Source organism: Spirobacillus cienkowskii, from assembly GCF_037081835.1.
GTDB classification, from domain to species: domain Bacteria; phylum Bdellovibrionota_B; class Oligoflexia; order Silvanigrellales; family Silvanigrellaceae; genus Silvanigrella; species Silvanigrella cienkowskii.
Genome location: NZ_CP146516.1, coordinates 2,062,778 through 2,085,384, shown reverse-complemented (window position 1 = coordinate 2,085,384; position 22,607 = coordinate 2,062,778). Strand labels below are relative to the sequence as shown.

The window sequence follows — 22,607 nt, the reverse complement described above, 5'->3', positions numbered from 1 at the left end:
GGCCTTTGTGTTTTAGGATCACGCACCACCAAGGTTAAAGTTATACCCATTGGCATATTCGATATAACGGTAAGTGGTTGCTAATATGCTTTCGTATTCTTTGTCGGTGACTTGTCGAATTACTTTTGCAGGTGCGCCTATTGCCAAACTACGGGGAGGAATTTTTACCCCTTGAGTGACAATGCTGCCGGCTCCAATAATACTTTCTTTGCCAACAACCGCCCCGTCCATGACGGTGGCGCCCATTCCAATCAGGCAGCCATCTTCAACGATGCAGCCATGCACAATTGCCAAATGCCCAATGCTCACATTTTGTCCAATGGTTGTTGAAAATTTGCTGTAGGTACAGTGCACAATGGCGTTGTCTTGAATATTGGTGTTGGCGCCAATCACAATGCTGTTGACATCGCCGCGGACGACCGCGTTAAACCACACACTACAGTTTTCTTGCATTGACACACTGCCAATCACTCGTGCGCCATCGGCTAAAAACACCGAAGGCGCAAGCTTTGGCACTATGCCGCAATAGCCAACAATTGATGCCAACGGGCTGCGGTTGTTTGGCTTTACATTGTGGGGAGGGGTCATAGTCAAAAACTCCTTTCATCATTTTAACTGCTTATATTCCGATTTACGTTTACACGCATTTTACGAATTTGTATTGGGAAGAGCTGGTTAAAACAAGCGATGCAATGTGTATGAGTTTAAAATATAACAATTATTTTGTGCTTTATGGTTTGCTGCAAATTGTATTTGGAGTGCTTGGTGTCACCATGTCTCAACAAAGCATTGCACAAAATACCTCGAGCCTAAAAAAATCGGCACCTCTCTATCAAAATGGGTTTGATCTCGCGAGCGGTGGGGCAAGCCTGACACGAGCAACCCAAGAAGGAGTGATTTTTGCCAACCCAAGCTTAATTCCCATTGGCGATGGCATTTGGCGATCGTTTTATGGCAAAAACACGTTTGCAGTGAGCGAAGGCAGTTTAAATATTGTCAAAAGTGTGTTGGAGAGTTCTTCTGCCAACAACATTGCAAGCAATATTTTGCAAAATATTTTTGATAAACCTGCATATCTTAATAATGCCACGGCACTTGGTTTGCTCACTTCTTATGTTGGAATTGGGGGTTTGTCGTCTTTTAATTTTTCGATGTATGGCGAAAAGTTTGGCTCAATTGGGTTGCCCGAACTGAGTGTTAAAAGCAACTCGTATGCAGGGGTTGTATTGAGTGCGGGCACCACGCTGAGCGATTATTTATCAATTGGGATATCGCCTAAATATATTTACAATACGCAAATTGACACCACCCTTTCGGTGGGCGATTTGTCTAATTTAAATCAAGGGTTAAACAAATTAAAAAATAGTTTAACGCAAGGCAGCGGCATTGCCACCGATTTTGGCGCAACCTTACAAGTCAGAAGCAAGCATTTTGATGTGCGCGTTGCAGGAGTGGTTACCGATTTTGGCAACACCACGTTTTCGGGAAGCAATCCTCCATGGCTACAAACCTACCATGCAGGCATAGGTCTTACCCTGCATGATAATAGCAACGCCTTGCATTGTGCCGCCGATTACCGCGACCTCACCAATGTTTACAATGAGCCGCTGTCTAAAAAAATGTATATGGGGTGCAAGCTGATTATCACCAAATGGATAGCCTTTGGCTACGGATTGCTACAAGGCTGGCCCTCGTATGGCATGGTGCTCAACTTGTTTGTGGCACGTATCGAAGCAGGAACTTACACCACAGATTTGGGAGCGTCGCCTGGGCTTTCTCCGCGTACCATTTATTTTTTAACGTTGGGGTATGAACTATGACTCGCAACCTTTTGGCCTTTTTTGTAGTGTTACTTTTGGTACCTTTTGGAATGCTTGCGTGCACACAACAAAATATTTTTTCAAGCAGTATTGTATCATTGCAAAATCTGGCTAAGGCCGACATGGAGCAGGGTCGCTACAGTGATGCGCAAACAAAGTTACAACAAGAAATTGCCGCAAACCCAACAAATTATATTGCTGTTTCGTTGCTTGCGGCCTGTTACGCGGCACAAGGAAATATTATTTTATATCAAATTTTAGTGGTAAAAGTATTTTCACTCAATGCCGACCCTAACACCAACCCCATCGGTTTTGCAAAATTATTATTGCCAACTCCTACAGCAACAGTGCTGACACAAAATGCTTTAGCAAATAGCACAATGGATTTAATACCTGTTCTCAATAAAACTTCAGATATGCAATTTCAGCATTACATGTTTGCGTCTGTTTATTTGTTTTTACAAATTATTGATGCAGTCAACATTTTGCAAGGAGGAGGGGTTGTGGCACCGGCACAGCTAACACAAATTCTCAACTCATTAAATTACGCAAATTCTTTAAGCAATGGGAGCGGTAATTTTATTGTCAGTGCGTTGTCTGCGTTAACAAATGGAATACAAAACTCTCCGGGAGCAACTCAAGAAGACAAATTGGCAAACTATCTTTTTCTGTTTGTTTAACAAATTACTCCTAAAAATTTTTTGTTAAAAAAACACAAAAAGTATTTTTATAGTTTAATAAACAATTGTAAAAATAAAAATTTTTTTTGTAAATTCTGTTATTTAAAAAAATTACAATAAATAATTTTTAACATATTAAATTAATTATTGTAATTTTTAAAATAGACACCCAATTACAAAATTTTATAAAACAATATAATTTGATATTTTTAAAAAGCAATTTTTTTAACCAAATAATATTAATGTAATTTTTTTTAATATAGCTTACCAACTTGGTTTTTTTTAATTTTTTTATAAGTATATTGTTAACTTATTGAAATTTCATAATTTCATTTGTAAAATTTATAGTATTTTTTTGACAAAAATTTTTTTAATATTATAGTAATGAAAAATTGCAATTTGCTAAATGTAAATTTCGCAGTTTTTTAAAATTTTGAAATTCTACATTAACGTTGTGGAGACGCCTATGTAATTCCATACGCCTTTGTTCCATTAACAGTACTTTAAAAAATTAAAATTCATACACAATTTTGTGTGTGTATCTTGTTATTTGTTTTTAAATTTCACTTCTTAATTTAGGAGATTCAAATGAAGTTGAAGAATTCTGTAAAACTTTCTGCACTGAGCTTAAGCTTGGTTGCACTTGCTGTCACTTCTTGCGGCGGTAGCAGTAACGATAAAAAAGATGAAAAGGTTACTACAGGTAAAACGACAGATCCTGATGTTGCGGGTAAAGGTGGAAAAGAGGAAACTGGTAAACCAGAAGCTCTTAAAGCTTTTGATGCAAGTAAAGTTAAAACACTTCATGTTAACGAAAAGCTTTCTATCCCACAATTTGGCTGTGCAAATCCTACAATAGAAATCGAACTAGAAGACAACAAAAAATCTGTTGTTGACCCAACCTCAGAAGAGCTTGTAGTTAAATTTGTTGGTGAAAATAGCAATAAATTTACGTTTGAAAAAGGCCAAGTTTGCGCAGTTAAAGAAAGTAAAGGCGGTGTAGCTGTTCCTGTAGTTGGCGATAAAGGCGTAGTAGAATTTGTGTTAAAAAACAATACTAGCGTACGTAAAGAAGCTGCTTTAGAAGTTGTGCCTAAAGAAGCTGTTAAAGCTTCTGTTAAGGCTGTTCATGTAGCATCAAAAGGCTTTGATCCAAACAGTTCTTCAAGTCTTGAAAGCAATTTTAACAATGCAAAGAAAGAATTAAGAATTGCGGAATCTAATGCAGTACATGCTGATGGTACAACTGGTTCTTTATTACCTTTCGGTTATGATCGTTTAAGTGAAGATGAACAATTTGAGCAGAAACTTAAATTAGTTAATAATTATATTACAGCTGCTTTTCAACCTAACTATAATAAATTTTTAAAACTTCAAGATTTTAAAGTGCAAGTTAGTAGTATTAAATACGCTTATGTTGCAATTAAAACTCAATTAGATACTGATGATTTAAAAGATAAAGCTTCGACTCCTGCTACACTAATCACTGCATCTGATTTAAATGAAATTTCAAGAACTCCAACAATTTTAAATGCTTTAATAGGAAATGTTGCAACATTAAAAGCTACACTTGTAACAGACAAAGATGCTGCGCAAAAAGCATTTGATGCTAAAAATGGAAAGTCTGATGCAACTGAGAAAACTGCTTTAGACGCAGCAATAGCAGAACTTCAAAAAGTCACTATTATATCAGAAAAATTACAAGATATTAAAATTGCTTATAATAAAATTACACGCGATTTTGATTCATTAGCTTCAGTAATTACAGTAACTGGATATACTAGAGATGGAAATATTCCTTATGTTAAGGCTAGTGCACCAAATACTACTGCAAGTGAAATCGAAGCTACTCTTACTACTGACATAAATGCACTTAACAATGACGTAAGTAATTATAATGCAATTTCTGCTGTTCAAAAAGCACTAACATTTGCTAAAAGCTCACAAGAAGCTTATGTCAGTGGTGGAGTTGTGAGTGTTCCAGCAGGAAGTAAAGCAACAATTAGTGTTTCTAAAACAGTTAATGGTGCAAATAAAGCGCAACCTTTATCTGTAGAAGATGAAGTATTTGTATACGACAATTTTGATAATAAGCTTGTAGCTAAGGTGTTACCAGCAGATTCAAAAGTTAATTACTCTTCAATTGAATTTACTGCACCAAAAGTGAAGACTAACGGTAAAGTTGCTTATAAGATTTCTGTTAATTCAGTTGAATCTACTTTTTACGTTGAAGTCACTGCGGCTAAATTTACAGCGTTTGATCTTATATCTGCTAGTGGTGCGCAAATTCCACAATACAGCGTGCTTAACCAAGGTGAAACATACTTTGCAAGTATTTTAGCGTACAAAACTGATGATACAAAAGTCAATTTAACTTATGATGCGCCTAAAACGACTAGTAACTTTCAGCAAGTTATTCCTTCTGTTTATTCTGCAGCTGCAGATCCTGCGCTTCCAAATTATCTAAGATTTAGCTCATCAACTAACGCTACTTTTGATCCAAAACCATTGAGCATTCAATTAGGTGATGAAAAATTATCATTGAAATTTTATGTTGGTGCAAAACCTGTTATTCAAGCAGCAACGTTTAACGTTAATAGTACTGCTCTTCCAGCAAATAGCCTAAAAGTTGCTGTTGGTAGTATTAATGACGTTGCAACAAAGTGCGCTAAGCTTGCAGCTGTTAACTATGATTTAGGTACAAACAAAAACCTACCACTTACTATTGTAGCTAATGATATACAACTATCTTTAAGCAATTCTGAGAAATTTAACGTAGTTCAACCAAATCAAACTTCTGATCTTTATGTTTGTGCTACAGAAAAAGCTCAAAAAGGTGATGCTGTTACTGTAACAGTTCAATCTAAGCATGATAGCAGTGTTAACAAAACCTTTACGTTTACGGCTGAAGCGGTATATCAAACTAGTAGATATGTTGTTGTAAATGGTTCTGAGTTGGCAAAATATGGCTATGGTATTAAATTATCAGATGCAAACAAATCACAAAAATTAGACATTCGTTACTTAATGTCTGACGGTAGCCTAAGTAATGCTGCAGTTGCTGTAGCTAATGTGAATGTAGTTTTAGATCCTTCTACAAGTAATTTCTTTGAAATAGATACTACTTCAGGTTCTTACGAAGTGAAGTTAAAATCTGATGCGGCAAGCAAACTTGATGCAGCAAAAATTGCTTCTCATGTAATTAAAATTTCAGCTATTTCTTCTTCTGCAGTAGACCAACCACACGCAGATTCTGTTATTACTATCCCTGTTTCTTACACCAAATAATCCCCCTTCTTAAGCCTTGGCTATAGCTAGCTGCCAGGGCTATTTTTTAAGGTAAAAAACAAGAAGTTTTTTACCTTAATTCTAAAAAAAAATTTAAATTTTACATACTAATTTAGGATATTTTATATGAAGTTGAAAAATTATTTAAAAATTTCCGCTCTTAGTTTAGGTTTATTGGCTCTTGCGGTGACCTCTTGCGGTGGTGGTAGTGGATCATCTAATGGAGTTAGTGGTAGTAAAAGTGGCAGAACTGATTATAATGTTGAAGTAGCGAAAAAAAATGTATATTCTAATATTGAGGAATATTTAGATCCAGCTAAACTTTCAAAAAAAATTGAAAAAATAGAAGCGATGTCGGATGAGGCGGCTAAAAATTATATTGTGAAGAAGTATGATGATTTTTGTGTATTCATTAACTCACTTTTAACAGAAGAAGAGGCTTATAATGAGTTTAAAAAATTAAACAGTTACTTTTCTTTTGAACCTAAAAATGATGATGGAGAAAAACAAGTAGTTAAAAGTTCGTTAGAGCAGTTTAAACAATTCTTTATAAATTTGTTAGACCAACGCAAAAAAGCTGTTATGTTGGAATCTGCAACAACAGTAAAACAATTAGAACTTAAGGCCTTACGGGATCATTTACAAAAATTACAAAACAAATAAGTTCAACCAGTAAATTTACCCGCAGCGCCAGTAATACGCCGTCCACTAAGTTTGTTGGCAACATAGATAACCAAAAATAAATATTTATACGGAAATTGATGAATATTGAAAACAGGATATGCTGCAGTTAACATTCGTACTTTCTTTTATAAAAGGACACTGCAGCACAATGAATAATGTACAACAACTTATGGATGATTTAAAGAGAATACCTCAAAATAAATTAAGTTTTAATCTTTTACGTCGATTATTTATAATTTTTTTATATTCCGTAGGATTTTCTGAAAAAAAGATTGAAACTTTATTATGCCTTTCAAGAGGACGGGCAAATTATTGGGTTTCAAACTATAAGAATAATGGTATTTATTTTTTACTTGATAAACCACGTTCTGGTCGTCCATCCTTTGTAAATAAAGAAGAAGTTGAAATTTTAAAAACTGAAATCATTCAATTAAATTCTGAATTTAATGAGGAAAAAGTTGTTCATGCCCAAATAATAAATAGTATTATAGAATCCAAAACGAAATTAAAAAAAAATTTAGTAAAAGTGGGTTATACAAGTTCCTTCAAAGAACATTAATAAGAAGAGTTGTTCCAAGAACAAAGCATATAAAAAATGACCCAGAAAAAATGGCCGAATGGATTAAAGATTTACCAAATAAAATTAATGAAATTAAAGTAAAAAATCCAGGAAAAAAAATAAACATAGATTTTCAAGATGAATCACGATTTGGACAAATGACAATAAAATCTGGTATTTGGAGTCCTTTCCCAATCAGACCAGAATTTAAAACTCAAATGGGTTATTTAAACTCATGGATTTATGCTACTGCTAACAAAGATACGGGCAAATATTTTGGAATGATATTACCAAATTTAAATGTTGAAAACATGCAAATTTTTATCAATGAGTACTCCAAGACCGTACCTAAGAATGAGCATATTATTATGATACTAGATGGAGCTAGTGCACATAAAAGCAAAAAATTAATTTTACCCCAAAATATATCATTTATTTTTTTACCTTCATTTTCTCCAGAGTTAAATCCAATTGAAAGGTTATGGAGTTATTTTAAAAGGAATCACTTATCATTTAAAATTTATAAAGATTATGAAGATCTCGTTCAAAAATGCTCTAGTGGTTGGAATCAATTAACACAAAAAATTGTCAAGTCAATTATGAATTCAAAACCTAAGGCAAGCTTATGTTAAAAACTTAGTGGACGGCGTATAATATAATTCGCTTTTAAAAAAAATTAAGGTGGTAGAAACTTAGTGGAAGGCGTATTAGTTAGTATTTTATATTAATTTTCTTAATTTTTTCAATGTAATATACATATGCTTGTTGTTATCTAAAAGACTTTCAAATCCATATTTCAAATAAAAATTTTTTGCTTTCTCATCAATAGCATCTACTTCTATTGCGAAATATCCTAGTTCTGATGAAATTTTTAAAATTTTAAATTGATAAGCTTTGGTTTTAATAAAATCATTTAATTGAATACTTCCACAATCAAAAATATTTTTTGAATCTATTATAAAAATATTATTCTATTTGTATATTTTTTATAAAAATCAAGCGTACTATTTTTATGCAAATTTAATTATCTTTAATGGTAATCTATTTTACGAAAAATCTAAGTGGAAATGGTATAATTATATTTTTATAATAATTTAATAAAATAATAAGTATTTATATAATTTTTAAAATTTAAATTAGTATTTTTTGTTTTATAAATTAATTGTTAACTTAATAAAATTTAAAGAAATAATTTATAAACTTCAATTTAATTTTTTGACAAAAATTTTTTTGTAATTATAGTAATAAAAATTGTGATTTACAAAATTTTTATATCACAGTTTTAAAAGCTTTGTAATTTTGTATTTATAGTTATGGATAAACTTATGTAAATCCATACGTCTTTTGTTCCTTTAACAGTATTTTTAAAAAGCAAAATTTATACACAGTTGGTTGTGTATTGTTTTTTTGTTTTTAATTTCTAAATTAGGAGATTTAAATGAAGTTAAAGAATTCTGTAAAACTAACTGTTCTGAGTTTAAGCTTGGCAGCACTTGCTGTGACATCTTGTGGTGGTAAAAGTGGGGGCACTGATAATAATATTATACTAGCAAGAGAGCAAATTAAGAAAAATGCATTGCAAAAAGAAGAAAAAATTAAAACTGTAGCAGGACTTACTGAAGAAATCGCAGCCCTAACTGCTAAAACGGCTGAGGAGTTTAAAGCAGAAATAATAAAAAAAATTGACGTTGAACTTGCATACGTAAATCAAAGTTTAGCAACAGATATAAAAAATGAATATATAAAAGACATAAAAGATGATCTAAAACAAAGTGAAAGCGATGAACTTAAAAAAGAACTTGCAGAAATAGAAGCATTGTCACCCGATCAAGTGAAAATAAAACACATAAAAAAAATAAATAAAGAACGAGAAGAAATTGATTCTAAAACTGCAGAAGAACTAAAGCAAGTAGAGCTTAACGTGTTACAAGAAAAGTTAAAAGTTATGCAAAGTGGCAGTTCAAATAGTGGAGGCGAAACTCCAGCAGAAGAGAAACCAGCACCTCCAGTAGAACCCGTATTGCCGCCAGCAGAACCTGTATTGCCGCCAGTAGAACCTGTATTGCCGCCAGTAGAACCTGTATTGCCGCCAGCAGAACCTGTATTGCCGCCAGCAGAACCTGTATTGCCGCCAGTAGAACCTGTATTGCCGCCAGCAGAACCTGTATTGCCGCCAGTAGAACCTGTATTGCCGCCAGCAGAACCCGTATTGCCACCAGCAGAACCCGTATTGCCACCAGCAGAACCCGTATTGCCACCAGCAGAACCTGTATTGCCACCAGCAGAACCCGTATTGCCGCCAGCAGAACCTGTATTGCCGCCAGCAGAACCTGTATTGCCGCCAGCTGAACCAGCTTCAGGAAGTGATCCTATTTAATGAGTTTTAAAAACAACTCATGATTGTCTCTCGTCCATCCTAAATAAGTAAACAAACTTGAGCCCCTAGAATACGTAACTGGGGGTTTTACTGCAAAAATACAATCTAATTTTTAAATATAAATTTAATATTTAATTTTCTATTAATTAATTGTTTTTGTGTATGTTTTTTTAAATATTTGTAAAAATTAACTTTTATTCAATAAGATGATTTATTTTGAAAAAGTAACAATATTATTATTGTTTAATAACTTTAATTTAATAGTTATTTAATAAAAATTTAATTATTTTATTTAAAAAATTTAAAAAAAATAATTTTTAAATATATTTTAAATTGTTATAAGTGTAATTAAAAAACACTTACACTTATAAAGAATAATTTTTAACAAAGGAGTTACTATGCCCCTATATATAGGCTTTCTCAATGCATGTGTTTTTATTTTATTACTACTCATACATTTGAGTTGTAATCATAAAAATGGCAAAGTTTTGCATAAATCTAGAGCGGATTCTGTTTTGCAACAAGAAAATCTTATTAAAGACACTAAAATTGAATTTGAGTATAAATCTATACCTTCTGGTACCTGTAGCAATTATAAAATAATCACTACTGATTTTTCATATGTTAAAGAGAATTTAAAACTGAAGGATGACAATAATTATTTTACGCTCGACAAAAATTTGCAAAGAGTTTGTGCGTTCAATATTTTAAGATCAATTGAAACAGCAGCTCCTCTTGATGCAACGGCACAGCTTGTTCTTGAACTAGGGGCAATCAAAACTTTTGATGAGCTAAAGGTTGGCGCAAAGCTTCCATCAATTATTGATATTAAACTTTCAACGGAGCAAAAAAACATATTTGTGCCAAAAGGAGAGCAAATAAAGCCATTTCATATTATGGTGCGTCGCAAAATTAATGAAAGTTATCAAAGTTTAACTTCTTCTGGTCAGAGTCCAAACAGTGTTCTTTCGCTTGTTGTAACGCCCAATGGTGGAAAACCTATACCTTTAAATATCGTGCGAGGAACTCATAAGGAATTGTTTTCTTTTACTATGCCTGGCGGTCTTTCTTTTGGCACATACCCGTTGAGCTTAAGTGTTAAGGATGCTGCTCCTAATGTAAAGTACGATTTTACAGTGCAACTTGTAGAAAAAGGCACTCATTCTAACTCTCCTAAAATTAATTCTATTTTTATTGATCATAACAATGTAAATTCTATTCCAATTGGCACATGTATTCCTTATCGTGTTATTGCAAAGGATTTAGCTGAAAAAGAACATTTTATTACCAATCCCGAATTGCTTGAAACCAAACTGCAGCCACTACAAAGTAATTTTAGTGTGTTACCAGAAGAAGAAAAAATTTGTGCATATAAAATTATCAGCAGAACAGAAAAAATTTATCCTACAAAAGATGATCCTGTTGACTTAAGCATAAATTACGAGGGCAAAACAAGTATTGCTTCATTTAAAGCGGCAAAACCACCTGAATACAAATTATTTGAATCTAAACCAATATTTTTATTAGATTTAGGATCATCTGGCAATCATTTAATTTCTGTAAAATCTGGGCAAAAAACAGAAAACTTTAAAATTAATTTAACGAAAACTTTAAGTTCCACTGAACAAACAACGCATTTTGCAACAGATATAAACGGTTATGAAATATTGGATCATGATAGTAAAGAAATTATTAAACTAAACTCCATTGTTAATAGCGAAGATGACTCTGTGTTATTTAATTTTATTGCGCCGCTTAAACTTCAAAGATCCTCTTTAGACCCTTCCTTTTTTACATTACGCATGGTGAAATTTCCTAATATTACAGCACAATTTAAATTACACATTATTTCAGATATAAAATCTGTTCAATTAAGTTGTAAAAATATATCAAAATTTTCTTTTTCTAGTTTTAAGCTAAATGATGAATGTAATTTGAATGTTAATATAACGCTTAACAGTAATGAAAATTTAGACTTGAGTACTAATGACGGGATGAGGAGATATCGTGTAGAATATAAAATAGGAGATAACGTTTTAGAAAGTAAAAATAATAATTATTTATTAAAGCTTTCTGATGAGGAATTAAACCAAATTAAAGACAATGCTTCTGCACTCGCTAAATCTTTTTACATTGAGGTTTATGTTTATGATATACCCAGCAATAATAAAATTATTACAAAAAAACAAGAAGTTAAGTTTTGGTTGCCGCAAATAGATATTAAAAATTTGTTGCCACAAATAGATATTAAAAATTTGGATGCTCATTGAATCTTCATCTTGAGTAGGTAGAAACACACCGACAACGCTGTGTTTTTACCTACTCACAGTCTTCTTGAATTCAAGAGATATTTGCAAGGTAATCTATTTCTCCTTAGATTTAACTTTGTACAACAGCAATTTTTAGGAGAATTTTCTCTCCAAGCACTTACAATAGTACCTTTACCTGCCTTGTTAAAATTTATAATGATTTCAAGATCTTCTTGTTGCGTTGGAGGGATAGCATCCTTGTCTTGTGAATATATAATATAACTATTAGGTTCCTGTGTGTAATTAGTTACGATATTTATGATATGATTCATTGATTTTAATATGATTCTTTCTGTTAATTCGCGGCAAGGATAATCAGCATACGCATGTCTTTTGATTTGTATCCATTTAGAATAATCAAACTCTCCTTTTTGATATTCTTGCATAAACAGCTTTAACCAGTGTTTAGCGTCGGCCTCATCCAACGGTAGGAAAATCACCTTTTTTCCAAAATATTATTGTAAATCATGTCAGAACTCCCAAAAAAATGGCAAAATCCACTTTACTTAACTCAATTAATATATTATAATATAAACCGATGATAATATCAACTTATAACTTAATTAAATTAAGATATAGGAGAGCTTATATGAGCTACAATATTCTAGAAAACTTAACAAAAGACCAAGAACCTCTTTGGGTTGAAATTCCTTATGAATTTAAAACCGTGTTAGGAGCTTCACAGGTTCGTGTCCTTGTAAGTCTAAATGCGTTAAAAGAAGATAACTCAATCGTTTTCAAGCCTTATGAAGAAGATCGATTAATGAAAGAACAGTCAAAGAAATATTTAAAAAAAGTTCTTTCTAATGAATTTGAAATGGGGGCTGTGGAATTACGTTTTTTAATGCGTTTGTTTGACATTAAACAAAGTAAGTTATCGCGTGCTTTGGGAGTTAGCGAGGCCGCTGTGTCTTTACAGTTGAGTGGTGAAAATAAAATTTCTACTCAAATTCAACACAGTCTTGCTGTGTATTTTATTTTGGAAGCGTGTGGAAGCCCTGTTGTCACCGCTCTTTCTAATTTGAGTAAAGGAGATGATGATGGTTATTTTGAACGAATTGAAAAACTAATCGCATAATATTGATCTATGTGAACCACTCGCGCTTATAGGGGCGAGTGGTTCACTCTTGCTTTAGCTCATGCTCTAATTCTTCAATTGTTGGAAGATTTGTTTTAATATCTTCTGGAAGAGCTTCATTAAGTCTATATTCTGCAAGACCAATTGGTTTACTCAGATCTCGCAAAGCATATTCTGCTTGTACTTGATTTTTAGTTTTGCACAAAATGAGTCCAATTGATGGGTTATCGCTTGGGTGCTTTAATAATTCATCTATAGCTGACAAATAAAAATTTATTTTACCCGCATATTCTGGTTTAAATTTATCTGTTTTTAATTCAATTACAATAAATGACCTAAGCTTTAAATGATACATTAAGAGATCAATATAAAAATCATCTCCACCAATTTCTACATGATATTGCCTTCCCACAAAAGCAAATCCAGAACCTAATTCAATTAAAAATTTTTCCATATGGCGAATAAGAGAAGTTTCTAATTCTCTTTCATATGCTTCATTTCCAATGCTTAAAAAATCAAAAACATATGGATCTTTTAATGTTTGTTGCGTGAGTTCATATTGATGAGATGGTAGTTTATCCTTAAAATTAGAAATGGCTTTTCCTTGTCTAGAAAAAAGATTCGTGTCAATTTGATTTGTTAAAACACTACGAGACCAGCTGTGTTCTAACGAATTTTTTATATAAAAGGCTCGTTCTTCTGGTGTTTTTAATCTTTCTAAGATTGTGACAATATGGAACCAAGGCAATTGTGCAGCAAGTTGCTGCACAAATATAACATCTTGATAATTATCGGAAAATAGGCGCATATATTTTAAATTTCTTGGGCTAAAACCCTTCATATCTGGGAAGGTAGCTATCAGATCTTTGCTTAATCGATCGATGACTTTAGAACCCCAACCAAGGCTATTTTGCTTTTTTAAAATTTCTGTACCAATTTTATGATATAAAAGGATAAGCTCACTGTTAACGGCTCTTACGGCCTTTAACCTTGAACTTTTTACGTTGTCTTTAAGGTTTTCTAAAAATTCAATATATTCTGTACTTAAAAAATTTTCTGTCATAATCATTACTCAAATTAAAATTAGCAAGAATTAAGTAACGCAAAAAGCTAACTTAATAATTTTGTTTTTGTCAAGTAGAGGATAAAAACGATAGTTTTTTGAGTGTAGAAAACAAAAAATCTTTTAATTGCTTATTAAATAAAATAAAAAATTATATGGATAAAAATATGAAGGAATAATTATTAAATTTAAAGCTTATAATTTTAAAATAAATTGATTATCAAATTAATACATTTAAAGGAATTACATTCCATGTGGAAAAGTAGCATGGTCAATGGTGCCGCTATCGCGGACAAGTTTTAATGCTTTCATGTACTGTGCAAAAATGTTTAATGCGTATTCGATCCGTTTTCTCATGTCGGTGTCGCTTGTGCTTTCTGGTGTGTCTTTATTAAGCACATGTGTGCAATCTCTTATAATAACATGTTCTGGAATGTAACAAATTCGGGAGTTTTTGTATCCGCTTGATCGCAATTCTAACACAGGATAAGCGCCCCCGGTTCCGGCGCTAACCGTAACAATCAATCCTGGCTTGTGACCAATTTCTTTTGCGCTGCTAAGTAACAAAAAGTTTTTTAATCCCGAAGGTACCATGCCATGCCATTCTGGAGAGACAATTATAATTCCATCAGATGACTGTAGTTCCTGTGCAATTGGCGCCCAAGCTTTATTCCATTTTGCGCTGTTTGGATTAAAAAAATCTTCATCAAATAATGGAATAGGATTTTCTGCAAGTGAAACAAAATGTGTTAAAAAAGCAAGCTTAGAATGAATTTCTTTAATAATGTAACGAGCAACTTTTTCTGATTCCGAATTTTTTCGGTGGCTTCCAGAAATAATGGATATTTTCATTTTTTCTCCTAAATCAGTTTTTAAAATAAAATTTTTTAAAAAAACTTTATTTTAAAAACTCAAGTAACGATGGGGTTAACATCTTTGAGCTTGCTTGTAGAGTAAAACCTAATGCGTGCTCTGCTCTTCTGAGATCGAGCGCCGATTTTACCATATCTGCAGCTTCTAGATTATTGTTATCACTGTGAAGTTGTGATTCGCCGCGATCAAGACGTTCAGATACATCTTCTAACGCAACACGTCTTGCCCCCAAAGAAGCGGTTATAGAAACAACAGAATTCATTGCAGAGTCTAAATCGACCATAGATTGATGCAACTTTTCTTTGTCCCAAATGTACAAAGAATCATACATATTTTCTAAAATTTTAACAAGCGGAGGTCTTTTACCTTCGTGGCTTGCAGGCACATCAAACACTTCTCGACCACTAATATTAATTGCTCTAAAACTATCTTCATCAACTTGTACAAAAATAAAACCATCATCGCCTAGGTAATGACCATCTGGCGAAACAGGAGGTTGTGTGGTTTGAAAGCCACCAAATACATATTTGTCATCATAGGTGGTGTTACCTAAAATAATCACATGATTTAAAATTTGGCGAATTTCTTCTGCCACAGCTTTTTGTGAGGGTTCATCATAAATGCTTGTTGATTGTTGAATAGAGAGTTCTTTTGCTCGAATTAACGATTCATAAATAGAAGAAAGCGCGTCTTCTGTTTTAGCTAAATATCCTCTACCAAAATCTAAAGTTTTTCTAAATTGATCGAGATTTGTAATGCGTGTTCTATTTCTTAGTACTCTAATTGTTGCAACGGGATCATCACTAATTCTTTTTAATTTTCTACCAGAAATAGCTGTTTCGTTAACGTCATCAGCCATTGCTTTTACATTGCCAATGCGATCGAGGGTTGTTCCGTATCGATATTGTTCTGATATACGAGGTTGAATGGCCATATCACCTCCTTATTACTTAAGCTTTTAAACTATCTTTTTAAATCTAAAACTGTTTTATACATTTCGTCTGCAGTTGTAATCACTCGCGAACTTGCTGTAAATAAATGTTGGTACTTTAGTAGATTTGCTGCTTCATCATCTAATGAAACTCCGGCAACAGTTTCTCTTTGGGCTTTTAGTCTATCATAAATAATTTGTGAAGCAGTGGCTTCTTCTTTGGTTTTGAGTGTTGCAATACCAAGTTTACTGATCATTTTATCATAAAAACTAGTGATGGTTGTTGTTTCATCATCAAAAATTGGTTCATAAAAAAGTTTTATAAGCTGATTTGCAACTACGTTATCACCAGGTGTCATGCTAGACATCGAAGCACTAATTGCATTTGGATTGTAAACAATTCCGAGTTCCACCTCTATATCTTGAGCAGGCTCTCCTGGGCCATCAAGTCCATCAAAAAACTTTCGGCCACTTGATTCTCGCATATCAAAAATTCCATAACCTTTTTCGTGAATAGTATTAAAAGAATCGCCAAATCCTTTTGCCAAAGCATTCACTTCGTCTCGAACTCCTTGAGCATATTTATCGCGAATTTGTAACAGCGCTCCCATTTTTCCTGTTTTAATACTACGCGTCATGTCAAAGTAACGCTCTTTGTCAAATTCTGACACAACAATATCTGGCATATGTTTTGGAGTATAAATGTCTTCAATTTTAAAACGAGAGGCAAGATTTCCTTCTACAAGTAAACATTCTGCTGGCCCTCGTATGGTAATTTGTTCGTTATTGTCTTTGTATACGTTAATATCAACAATGCTGCCGATTTCTTTTATAATTTTATCGCGTCTGTCTTCGAGGTCATTCACATCAGATAAATTTGCTGCTCCCATTTCGCGAATTTCTCGATTGAGTTTTGCAACTTCGGCAATTTTTTGATTTACTGCTGCAATGATTTGTCGCAATTCTTCGTTGGCATCGGTTTGTACTTGTACAACTCTTGAATGCGTAGAGTTAAATGCTTGCGCAAGGCTTTTTGCGCTTTCTATGGTGTTAATTCTAACAGAAGGTTCTTCTGGAAAATTAGCCAACTCTCTCATAGAATTATTAAATGATGTAAATCTGTCGCGAATTGTTGAAGTTAAATCTGGATTAAAAAAGCTTTCTAGTTTTTTTAATCCTTCGGCGAGGGTTTCTGTGCGACTTTGTTCTTGAACTTCTCTGCGTAATTGTCCCTCAACAAATTTATCATGCGCTCTGCGAATACTTTGAATGCGCGCTCCATCACCAAAAATTTGCAAACCATATTCTATAGGGTACTTTGTTTCTAAATTCACAATTTGGCGGCTGTAACCTGGAGTTTGTGCGTTGGTAATATTATGACCCGTGACATCAACTCCAACTCTCGAATTTTGGAGTGATTCGCTGCCTAAATTTAAAATATGTTGTAAGGTTGCAACCATGTTACGCCTTTATTCGCATTGACGAGATGGTTTGTGTTTTATTTGTAAGAGATTGTGCTTTACCAAAAGAATCATAATTCATGCCAACATCTGCTTCTGATTGAAATAAATTTATTGACATTGTTACGCTTTTTAATAATTTTTTAAGAATAATTTCGTTTCTAAATATTCTTGGATAAATTGTTATAAAAGTATTTTCAAATTCGTTGGCAATTTCTTTGAAATTATTTTCTTGCTCTTGAAGTTTTGTGTATGTTTCTAAATTTATCAATGGCTGTATATTTTTAAGATATGTTGAAAAAGCAATACGAAATAATTTTAAGGAAAGCTTTTGACCTCTTGCATCGAATGCAATCATATAACAAATTTTTTTAAGAATTGAAATTCTTTTTTCTTCGATATTTTGTGCAATTCTTGAATGTTGGTCTTTTAAGATGACCACTTTTTCTAAAGACGTAATATTATATTCTTCAATTGCTTGTTCTTCTTCATTTAGAATAGGTAAAAAATCTAAATACACAGCAATTTGTTTTTTTAAAATTTCGTTAAATTGAATGATTAGGTTTGTTAACTCATCCATAATTTTATTATCACTTTATTAAAAAAGTTATTAACTTAAAACTGTTTCGGGTTCTTTAGCAACTTCGTCTTTAAATGTTTCGCGCAAAATTGCATCGGCTACTTTTTCGGCATCCACCTTGTATTCACCTTTGTTAAGTTTGTCTTTAAATTGAGCAACTTTTTCTTCGCGAATGTCTGGAGTTTCTTCTGCTATCTTTTTAGCCATGCTTAATTCTTTAGCACGTTGTGAAATTTGGACATTTGCAGCATCTTTTAAACTAGGAGGCTGATTTGCTTTGGCGTAAGCATTTGCTCCTTTTTTTGTATTAATGCGATCGGGCTTTGTTGCTTCTGAAGTTTGATTTGCATTGGGGTTAATAATAGATGGTGAGTTTTTTACATTATTGATACTCATAGTGTGACTCCTTATTATTATAATGGTTAACAATAACTTTTTTTTTAAAAACTTAACAGGAAAAATATTTGTTTTTAGTCAAAAATTATTTAAAATTAGGAAATAAAATGTTGCAGTAAATTTGCACTAGGAATAAATTACCAATAATAGGTAAATTTTTTGCATTATGCTTTTATTAAATTTTTTAATTTTAATGGATACTTTTTTTTGTAAAGTAAATTAACAAAATTGATTTTTTTTATGTTTTTTTTAAATTAAAGTTTTTTAACGTTGAAATTAACGCACTTCCGTGTTTTTATACAACTCATCTAGTATTGCGCAGAGGAGAGCTAAGATGACTGGTTGGAATATAGAATGTAAAGAGCGTCCATGGCAATCTCATTATGGTGAGGGTACTAACCTAGAGATACCAGCATTTGAGTTCTCAAATTTAGCTGATATGATTACTAAAACTTCTGTAAAGTGGAACAGCAAAACTGCATGCAGTCTTGTTTTACCTAATGGAATTGAAGGGGCTTTTTCTTATTCTGAAATAAATTTATTAAGTGATGCGTTCGCTGTTTATTTAAGAGAAGTACTTGATATTCAAAAAGGTGATCGAATTGCAATTCAAATGCCCAATTGCCTGTCTTATCCTTTAGCAGTGTTTGGTTGTTTTAAAGCTGGAGCGGTTGTTGTTAATACAAATCCATTGTACACAACATTTGAAATGGAACACCAATTTAAAGATAGTGGTGCAAAAGTTTTAATTATTATGGATTTATTTGCCGATAAACTTAAAGATGTTATTCCAAATACAGATATTAAAAAAGTTATACTTGTAAGCATTGCTGATTTTTTACCTTTTTTTAAGAAAAATCTTGTTAAGCTTGTGTTAAAGTATGTTAAAAAACAAGTACCAAAGTGCGAAGTTTATTTTGAGCCGTTACCAAATGCTATAGATCAAGGTTTAAAAATACTAAATGCAAAAAATATTGCGGTAAAAAATTATTGGCAATCTGTTACGTTAGATGATTTGTGCGCATTACAATACACAGGAGGCACCACTGGAGTTAGCAAAGGTGCAATGTTAACACATCGAAATTTAATGGCAAACGTGTATCAAATTTTAGAGATGGGCAAATCAAAAATTGTTTTTGGCGACGAAGTGATTTTATCTGTATTGCCGTTGTATCATATTTTTGCTTTTACAGTAAATTTATTGAGTTTTTATTACTGCGGCGCAGAAAGTGTGCTAATTCCAAACCCCAGACCACTTACCAATTTACAAAAAGCAATTGCTCGTAAAAAAATATCTTGGACTTCGGGTGTCAATACATTATTTAATGGTTTACTCAATGAGAAATGGTTTTATGAAAATCCTCCTCAATATTTAAAATGTTCCATTGCAGGCGGAGCCTCTTTGCATCACGCTGTTGCTGAAAGATGGGAAAAAATTACAAAAACTTCGGTTGTTGAAGGTTTTGGATTAACTGAGGCGTCTCCTGTTGTATCGTTTAATCCTATTAATGGTGTTGTTAAAATTGATACCGTAGGACTGCCTGTGCCAAGTACCGATGTGGTATTGCTCGATGATAATGGTGAGGTTGTTCCTTTAGGTGAACAAGGTGAAATTGCTGTGCGAGGCCCGCAAGTGATGAAAGGCTATTGGCAACGACCAGAAGAAACAACAAAATGTTTTAAAGGAAATTGGTTGCTTACTGGCGATGTTGGCGTGATGGATCGGGATGGCTATATTAAAATTGTCGATCGTAAAAAGGATCTAATACTTGTTAGTGGCTTTAATGTGTATCCTAACGAAGTCGAAGATTGTATAGCAAAAATTGCTGGAGTTGCCGAAGTTGCTGTGGTTGGTGTGCCAAACTCAAAAACAGGCGAGGCCGTTAAAGCTGTTATTGTCAAAAAAGACCCTGCCCTTACAGAATCAGAAGTGATTGAGCATTGTCAAAAATTTATCACTCAATATAAGGTTCCAAAAGTTATAGAATTTAAAACAGAGCTACCAAAAACTCCAATCGGAAAAGTTCTCAGAAAGAATTTGCGGCAAGAATCATAAAATTCCAGAAAATGGTTTTGTTTGGTAGCTTTTTTATAAACGCGTTTTTTAGAGGTATAAGTTTAAAAAAAGGATTTATCAATGAAGCTATTTTTTTTGTTACTTGCACTAAATTTTTCTTTTTTTTCTTATGCAGATTCTGAAAAAAATAAAATTAAAAAAATTGTGATATTTGGAGATAGTCTTTCTGATAACGGCAATTATTTTAAAGCATCAAAAGACTCACAAAATCCAATGCCGCTACCCCCTTATTATCTTGGAAGAGCGACCAATGGCATGGTGTGGGCTGAGTTTTTGTCTGCGGCACTTGATGCTAAGCTCGAAAACTATGCTCACTTAGGAGCGTTAACGTTTGGTTTTAATGCAAAATATCCCATGGCAACAAGTATGGTTGCGCAACTTGATGAATATTTAAATAATATTTTTGAAAAAAATAAAGACTTAGACAAAACGTTATTTGTGGTTTGGGCTGGAGCCAATAATATTTTTACCATGAACTATAAAGAACCTTGGTACACAACTAAAAAATTATGGCGTCTTTCGGGAGATTTAAAAAACTCTGTCAAAAAATTAAAAGAAAAGGGTGCTCGGTATGTGATGGTGGCCAATTTGCCAGACTTAGGTAACATTGCGTTAACTTCAGATGTTGATAGCTATAAAAATATGCAATGGTTTTTAAGTTCTTTAACCAATCTTGATATGCAATGGTTTTTAAGTTCCTTAACCAATCTTGAAAACTATTTTATCAATAAAAGAGTGTTGTCACTTGCGGATCATAAATCAGACGATGATTTTAAAATTATTTATTTTGATGCTCATAAAATGTTAAAAGAATTTACGCAAAATGCTAAAAAATATGGCTTTAAAAATACCACCAATTCTTGTTACCCAGGAGTGCCTGCTCATTTACCGAGTCCTAATGTAGCATGCAAAAATCCGCAAGATTATTTGTTTTGGGATTTGGTGCACCCCTCGGCAAAAGCGCATTGCTTTACAGCAATCACAATTCAAAATTTGCTTGCCAAAGAAATTGAGACTACAAAACCTCATAAAGAACAAAGTGAAAAATGTTTAAAGTTGTAGGGAAAGAGTTAAAGATTTTCCACTTCTTCAGGAGAGAGTCCTGTCATATCAATAATATCTATCATTGAAAAATCTCTAGCTTTTAATTTTTTTGCTGTTTCAATAGCTTTTCTATGTTCACCCCTAGCCTCGCCAATTTGAATACCCCTCGCTTCGCCCTTAGCTTTAGCATCATCAATTCGAGAAGCGGTATCTAACAGATATTTTAAACGTTGAGTGTATGCGGCTCTTTCTTCGGGGTGATGACTCAAAAAGTACAAAGTTTCTTTTGCTTGTTCAAATAATCTATCTTGCATGGCGAGTTCCTCGAACACTTTTTTGTTTTTAGCTTGAAAGAAGAGTAACCATTTTTCAAGCCTTGTCATAGTGCCACTATTACAATCTGCTCCAATAATACAAAGTTCTTTTGACATAATGTTTTTGAGGGGCAACCTGCGTTTCAAGTTTGCTTGGACGTAGCAATTTAAATATAACGCCTCTGCAAGCCTATAAAGAACAGCTTGCAGAGCAGTTAGAAGCCAGCTCATTAAATGAGTTCGGAGAATAATAACAAAGGAAAGAACAGTGACTCCAACACTATATATGTAAGATCAACTAAAATGGATTATTAATAACCACAAAGATAAAAGCATTTACCATTGGACAACAACAACAAATTCACTTGAAATCATTGAAGATGGGCACCTTTATTCGAAAGGTTCCTTATGGGGAATGAGACCAGATAAAGTAAATTTAAGTAGATCAACTATACATAATGATGCAAAAAATGGTTTTATTGACTATGTTTTTTTAGGGGTTGCAAACTGGCCAGCTTTAGGAAGGCCTTCTCACTACGGTGAAACAGCTTTTGAATTTAAGCTTGATATTCTTTATGACAAAGAATTCTTTGTCTTTCCATTAAACACAGGTATGCAGTGGAGTGCTATGAAATCACAGCAAAAATTTTCAGATTTAACTATTCTCTTAAATGCACTTGAGCAAAAGCCATTAACATCCGAAATCCTTATAAGGCGCAGGATTGCTTTAGATGATCGATATTTAAAAGGAATTATTGCACCACAAAAAGATGTCAATACTATTAACAGCATAATAAATGTTCATAGATCTGGGCTTAAAATTAGTGTAAAAGGGTATTAAAAGCTTAGACGCTTTTACGGGAGTAAACCATGCAAATTGAAGTAACCCACGAGATCTTAACAAATAATCACCTTAGAACATTTAGCAATGATGAAATTATTGTAGATCTTCCTTATTTGTATATTTTTGCTGAAGATTCGCCCTGTGCTCTAACTTTAAAAATTGACAATGGCATTTTAAGAGATGCTGCGAATGGCGCTCAAATTGGTCGTATTTTATCTGAATGAAATTTA

The 22,607-nt window shown here is 33.0% G+C and carries 23 protein-coding genes; 13 read left to right on the top strand and 10 right to left on the bottom strand.

All coding sequences use genetic code 11. The features are described from left to right. Positions 1 to 18: 18 nt before the first annotated feature. A complete protein-coding gene (locus Spiro2_RS09270) occupies positions 19 to 588 on the bottom strand; it encodes a gamma carbonic anhydrase family protein (RefSeq protein WP_338635490.1) in 570 nt (189 codons plus the stop codon). Positions 589 to 698: 110 nt separating this feature from the next. Here Spiro2_RS09270 and Spiro2_RS09265 point away from each other — a divergent pair, with 110 nt between their 5' ends. The 4 genes from Spiro2_RS09265 (at position 699) to Spiro2_RS09250 (ending at position 6,451) form a co-directional block, all read left to right on the top strand. Continuing rightward, positions 699 to 1,820: a hypothetical protein gene (locus Spiro2_RS09265; protein WP_338635488.1), complete on the top strand. Its 1,122-nt coding sequence runs from the start codon at positions 699 to 701 to the stop codon at positions 1,818 to 1,820. Continuing rightward, on the top strand, positions 1,817 to 2,500 hold the full coding sequence (locus tag Spiro2_RS09260) for a tetratricopeptide repeat protein (protein ID WP_338635487.1): 684 nt from the start codon (positions 1,817 to 1,819) through the stop codon (positions 2,498 to 2,500). The genes Spiro2_RS09265 and Spiro2_RS09260 overlap by 4 nt, the downstream gene beginning before the upstream one ends. A 588-nt stretch (positions 2,501 to 3,088) precedes the next feature. After that, the gene (locus Spiro2_RS09255; protein WP_338635486.1) at positions 3,089 to 5,788 is read left to right on the top strand and encodes a hypothetical protein; all 2,700 of its coding nucleotides are present in this window, start codon (positions 3,089 to 3,091) and stop codon (positions 5,786 to 5,788) included. 126 nt (positions 5,789 to 5,914) lie between these two features. Next, a complete protein-coding gene (locus Spiro2_RS09250) occupies positions 5,915 to 6,451 on the top strand; it encodes a hypothetical protein (protein WP_338635485.1) in 537 nt (178 codons plus the stop codon). 2 nt (positions 6,452 to 6,453) lie between these two features. Here Spiro2_RS09250 and Spiro2_RS09245 read toward each other — a convergent pair whose 3' ends face one another. Further along, positions 6,454 to 6,585, bottom strand: a complete 132-nt coding sequence (locus tag Spiro2_RS09245; RefSeq protein WP_338635484.1) for a hypothetical protein — start codon at positions 6,583 to 6,585, stop codon at positions 6,454 to 6,456. A gap of 35 nt (positions 6,586 to 6,620) precedes the next feature. Here Spiro2_RS09245 and Spiro2_RS09240 point away from each other — a divergent pair, with 35 nt between their 5' ends. The 4 genes from Spiro2_RS09240 to Spiro2_RS09225 all read left to right on the top strand — a co-directional run bounded on the left by Spiro2_RS09240 (position 6,621) and on the right by Spiro2_RS09225 (position 11,678). Continuing rightward, positions 6,621 to 7,031 carry a hypothetical protein gene (locus Spiro2_RS09240; protein ID WP_338634792.1) on the top strand — a complete coding sequence of 137 codons (411 nt, stop codon included), beginning with the start codon at positions 6,621 to 6,623 and terminating at the stop codon, positions 7,029 to 7,031. Beyond that, the gene (locus Spiro2_RS09235; RefSeq protein ID WP_338637753.1) at positions 6,965 to 7,663 is read left to right on the top strand and encodes an IS630 family transposase; all 699 of its coding nucleotides are present in this window, start codon (positions 6,965 to 6,967) and stop codon (positions 7,661 to 7,663) included. The genes Spiro2_RS09240 and Spiro2_RS09235 overlap by 67 nt, the downstream gene beginning before the upstream one ends. An 806-nt stretch (positions 7,664 to 8,469) precedes the next feature. Next, a complete protein-coding gene (locus tag Spiro2_RS09230) occupies positions 8,470 to 9,408 on the top strand; it encodes a hypothetical protein (protein ID WP_338635483.1) in 939 nt (312 codons plus the stop codon). Between the two features lie 398 nt (positions 9,409 to 9,806). Further along, on the top strand, positions 9,807 to 11,678 hold the full coding sequence (locus tag Spiro2_RS09225; RefSeq protein WP_338635482.1) for a hypothetical protein: 1,872 nt from the start codon (positions 9,807 to 9,809) through the stop codon (positions 11,676 to 11,678). 53 nt (positions 11,679 to 11,731) lie between these two features. Here Spiro2_RS09225 and Spiro2_RS09220 read toward each other — a convergent pair whose 3' ends face one another. Continuing rightward, positions 11,732 to 12,157, bottom strand: a complete 426-nt coding sequence (locus tag Spiro2_RS09220; RefSeq protein ID WP_338635481.1) for a hypothetical protein — start codon at positions 12,155 to 12,157, stop codon at positions 11,732 to 11,734. A gap of 149 nt (positions 12,158 to 12,306) precedes the next feature. Between Spiro2_RS09220 and Spiro2_RS09215 the strand changes: the two genes are divergently transcribed. After that, positions 12,307 to 12,795, top strand: a complete 489-nt coding sequence (locus tag Spiro2_RS09215; RefSeq protein WP_338635480.1) for a hypothetical protein — start codon at positions 12,307 to 12,309, stop codon at positions 12,793 to 12,795. 43 nt (positions 12,796 to 12,838) lie between these two features. Here Spiro2_RS09215 and Spiro2_RS09210 read toward each other — a convergent pair whose 3' ends face one another. From Spiro2_RS09210 to flgM, 6 genes are all read right to left on the bottom strand, one after another. Continuing rightward, the gene (locus Spiro2_RS09210) at positions 12,839 to 13,858 is read right to left on the bottom strand and encodes a PDDEXK nuclease domain-containing protein (protein WP_338635479.1); all 1,020 of its coding nucleotides are present in this window, start codon (positions 13,856 to 13,858) and stop codon (positions 12,839 to 12,841) included. 243 nt (positions 13,859 to 14,101) lie between these two features. Further along, entirely contained in the window at positions 14,102 to 14,710 is a 609-nt protein-coding gene (locus tag Spiro2_RS09205; protein ID WP_338635478.1) for an NAD(P)H-dependent oxidoreductase, read from the bottom strand. 46 nt (positions 14,711 to 14,756) lie between these two features. After that, a complete protein-coding gene (flgL, locus tag Spiro2_RS09200; protein ID WP_338635477.1) occupies positions 14,757 to 15,665 on the bottom strand; it encodes a flagellar hook-associated protein FlgL in 909 nt (302 codons plus the stop codon). Between the two features lie 29 nt (positions 15,666 to 15,694). Continuing rightward, positions 15,695 to 17,122, bottom strand: coding sequence for a flagellar hook-associated protein FlgK (gene flgK / locus Spiro2_RS09195; RefSeq protein ID WP_338635476.1), 1,428 nt, complete (start codon positions 17,120 to 17,122; stop codon positions 15,695 to 15,697). Between the two features lies 1 nt (position 17,123). Further along, positions 17,124 to 17,702, bottom strand: a complete 579-nt coding sequence (gene flgN / locus Spiro2_RS09190) for a flagellar export chaperone FlgN (protein WP_338635474.1) — start codon at positions 17,700 to 17,702, stop codon at positions 17,124 to 17,126. 30 nt (positions 17,703 to 17,732) lie between these two features. After that, complete coding sequence (flgM, locus tag Spiro2_RS09185; protein ID WP_338635473.1) at positions 17,733 to 18,098, bottom strand: flagellar biosynthesis anti-sigma factor FlgM; 366 nt, start codon at positions 18,096 to 18,098, stop codon at positions 17,733 to 17,735. Between the two features lie 334 nt (positions 18,099 to 18,432). Here flgM and Spiro2_RS09180 point away from each other — a divergent pair, with 334 nt between their 5' ends. Both Spiro2_RS09180 and Spiro2_RS09175 read left to right on the top strand, forming a co-directional pair. Continuing rightward, positions 18,433 to 20,154: an AMP-binding protein gene (locus Spiro2_RS09180; protein ID WP_338635471.1), complete on the top strand. Its 1,722-nt coding sequence runs from the start codon at positions 18,433 to 18,435 to the stop codon at positions 20,152 to 20,154. 81 nt (positions 20,155 to 20,235) lie between these two features. Next, positions 20,236 to 21,237: an SGNH/GDSL hydrolase family protein gene (locus Spiro2_RS09175; RefSeq protein WP_338635469.1), complete on the top strand. Its 1,002-nt coding sequence runs from the start codon at positions 20,236 to 20,238 to the stop codon at positions 21,235 to 21,237. A gap of 8 nt (positions 21,238 to 21,245) precedes the next feature. Here the strand turns inward: Spiro2_RS09175 and Spiro2_RS09170 are convergent, their stop codons facing one another. Next, on the bottom strand, positions 21,246 to 21,764 hold the full coding sequence (locus Spiro2_RS09170; protein ID WP_338635468.1) for a PD-(D/E)XK nuclease family transposase: 519 nt from the start codon (positions 21,762 to 21,764) through the stop codon (positions 21,246 to 21,248). Positions 21,765 to 21,948: 184 nt separating this feature from the next. Between Spiro2_RS09170 and Spiro2_RS09165 the strand changes: the two genes are divergently transcribed. Both Spiro2_RS09165 and Spiro2_RS09160 read left to right on the top strand, forming a co-directional pair. Beyond that, on the top strand, positions 21,949 to 22,374 hold the full coding sequence (locus tag Spiro2_RS09165) for a hypothetical protein (RefSeq protein ID WP_338635466.1): 426 nt from the start codon (positions 21,949 to 21,951) through the stop codon (positions 22,372 to 22,374). 29 nt (positions 22,375 to 22,403) lie between these two features. Beyond that, positions 22,404 to 22,601: a hypothetical protein gene (locus Spiro2_RS09160; protein WP_338635465.1), complete on the top strand. Its 198-nt coding sequence runs from the start codon at positions 22,404 to 22,406 to the stop codon at positions 22,599 to 22,601. Positions 22,602 to 22,607 lie beyond the last annotated feature (6 nt).

What these genes read in the sequence shown, in the direction of transcription:
- Spiro2_RS09250 (WP_338635485.1), top strand. Translation starts at nt 5,915, where the DNA reads ATGAAGTTGAAAAATTATTTAAAAATTTCCGCTCTTAGTTTAGGTTTA.
- flgK (WP_338635476.1), bottom strand. Translation starts at nt 17,122, where the DNA reads ATGGTTGCAACCTTACAACATATTTTAAATTTAGGCAGCGAATCACTC.
- Spiro2_RS09205 (WP_338635478.1), bottom strand. Translation starts at nt 14,710, where the DNA reads ATGAAAATATCCATTATTTCTGGAAGCCACCGAAAAAATTCGGAATCA.
- Spiro2_RS09260 (WP_338635487.1), top strand. Translation starts at nt 1,817, where the DNA reads ATGACTCGCAACCTTTTGGCCTTTTTTGTAGTGTTACTTTTGGTACCT.
- Spiro2_RS09180 (WP_338635471.1), top strand. Translation starts at nt 18,433, where the DNA reads ATGACTGGTTGGAATATAGAATGTAAAGAGCGTCCATGGCAATCTCAT.
- flgL (WP_338635477.1), bottom strand. Translation starts at nt 15,665, where the DNA reads ATGGCCATTCAACCTCGTATATCAGAACAATATCGATACGGAACAACC.
- Spiro2_RS09175 (WP_338635469.1), top strand. Translation starts at nt 20,236, where the DNA reads ATGAAGCTATTTTTTTTGTTACTTGCACTAAATTTTTCTTTTTTTTCT.
- Spiro2_RS09165 (WP_338635466.1), top strand. Translation starts at nt 21,949, where the DNA reads ATGAGACCAGATAAAGTAAATTTAAGTAGATCAACTATACATAATGAT.
- Spiro2_RS09170 (WP_338635468.1), bottom strand. Translation starts at nt 21,764, where the DNA reads ATGAGCTGGCTTCTAACTGCTCTGCAAGCTGTTCTTTATAGGCTTGCA.
- Spiro2_RS09210 (WP_338635479.1), bottom strand. Translation starts at nt 13,858, where the DNA reads ATGACAGAAAATTTTTTAAGTACAGAATATATTGAATTTTTAGAAAAC.
- Spiro2_RS09245 (WP_338635484.1), bottom strand. Translation starts at nt 6,585, where the DNA reads ATGTTAACTGCAGCATATCCTGTTTTCAATATTCATCAATTTCCGTAT.
- Spiro2_RS09265 (WP_338635488.1), top strand. Translation starts at nt 699, where the DNA reads ATGAGTTTAAAATATAACAATTATTTTGTGCTTTATGGTTTGCTGCAA.
- Spiro2_RS09215 (WP_338635480.1), top strand. Translation starts at nt 12,307, where the DNA reads ATGAGCTACAATATTCTAGAAAACTTAACAAAAGACCAAGAACCTCTT.
- flgM (WP_338635473.1), bottom strand. Translation starts at nt 18,098, where the DNA reads ATGAGTATCAATAATGTAAAAAACTCACCATCTATTATTAACCCCAAT.
- Spiro2_RS09225 (WP_338635482.1), top strand. Translation starts at nt 9,807, where the DNA reads ATGCCCCTATATATAGGCTTTCTCAATGCATGTGTTTTTATTTTATTA.
- Spiro2_RS09230 (WP_338635483.1), top strand. Translation starts at nt 8,470, where the DNA reads ATGAAGTTAAAGAATTCTGTAAAACTAACTGTTCTGAGTTTAAGCTTG.
- Spiro2_RS09270 (WP_338635490.1), bottom strand. Translation starts at nt 588, where the DNA reads ATGACCCCTCCCCACAATGTAAAGCCAAACAACCGCAGCCCGTTGGCA.
- Spiro2_RS09255 (WP_338635486.1), top strand. Translation starts at nt 3,089, where the DNA reads ATGAAGTTGAAGAATTCTGTAAAACTTTCTGCACTGAGCTTAAGCTTG.
- Spiro2_RS09240 (WP_338634792.1), top strand. Translation starts at nt 6,621, where the DNA reads ATGAATAATGTACAACAACTTATGGATGATTTAAAGAGAATACCTCAA.
- flgN (WP_338635474.1), bottom strand. Translation starts at nt 17,702, where the DNA reads ATGGATGAGTTAACAAACCTAATCATTCAATTTAACGAAATTTTAAAA.
- Spiro2_RS09160 (WP_338635465.1), top strand. Translation starts at nt 22,404, where the DNA reads ATGCAAATTGAAGTAACCCACGAGATCTTAACAAATAATCACCTTAGA.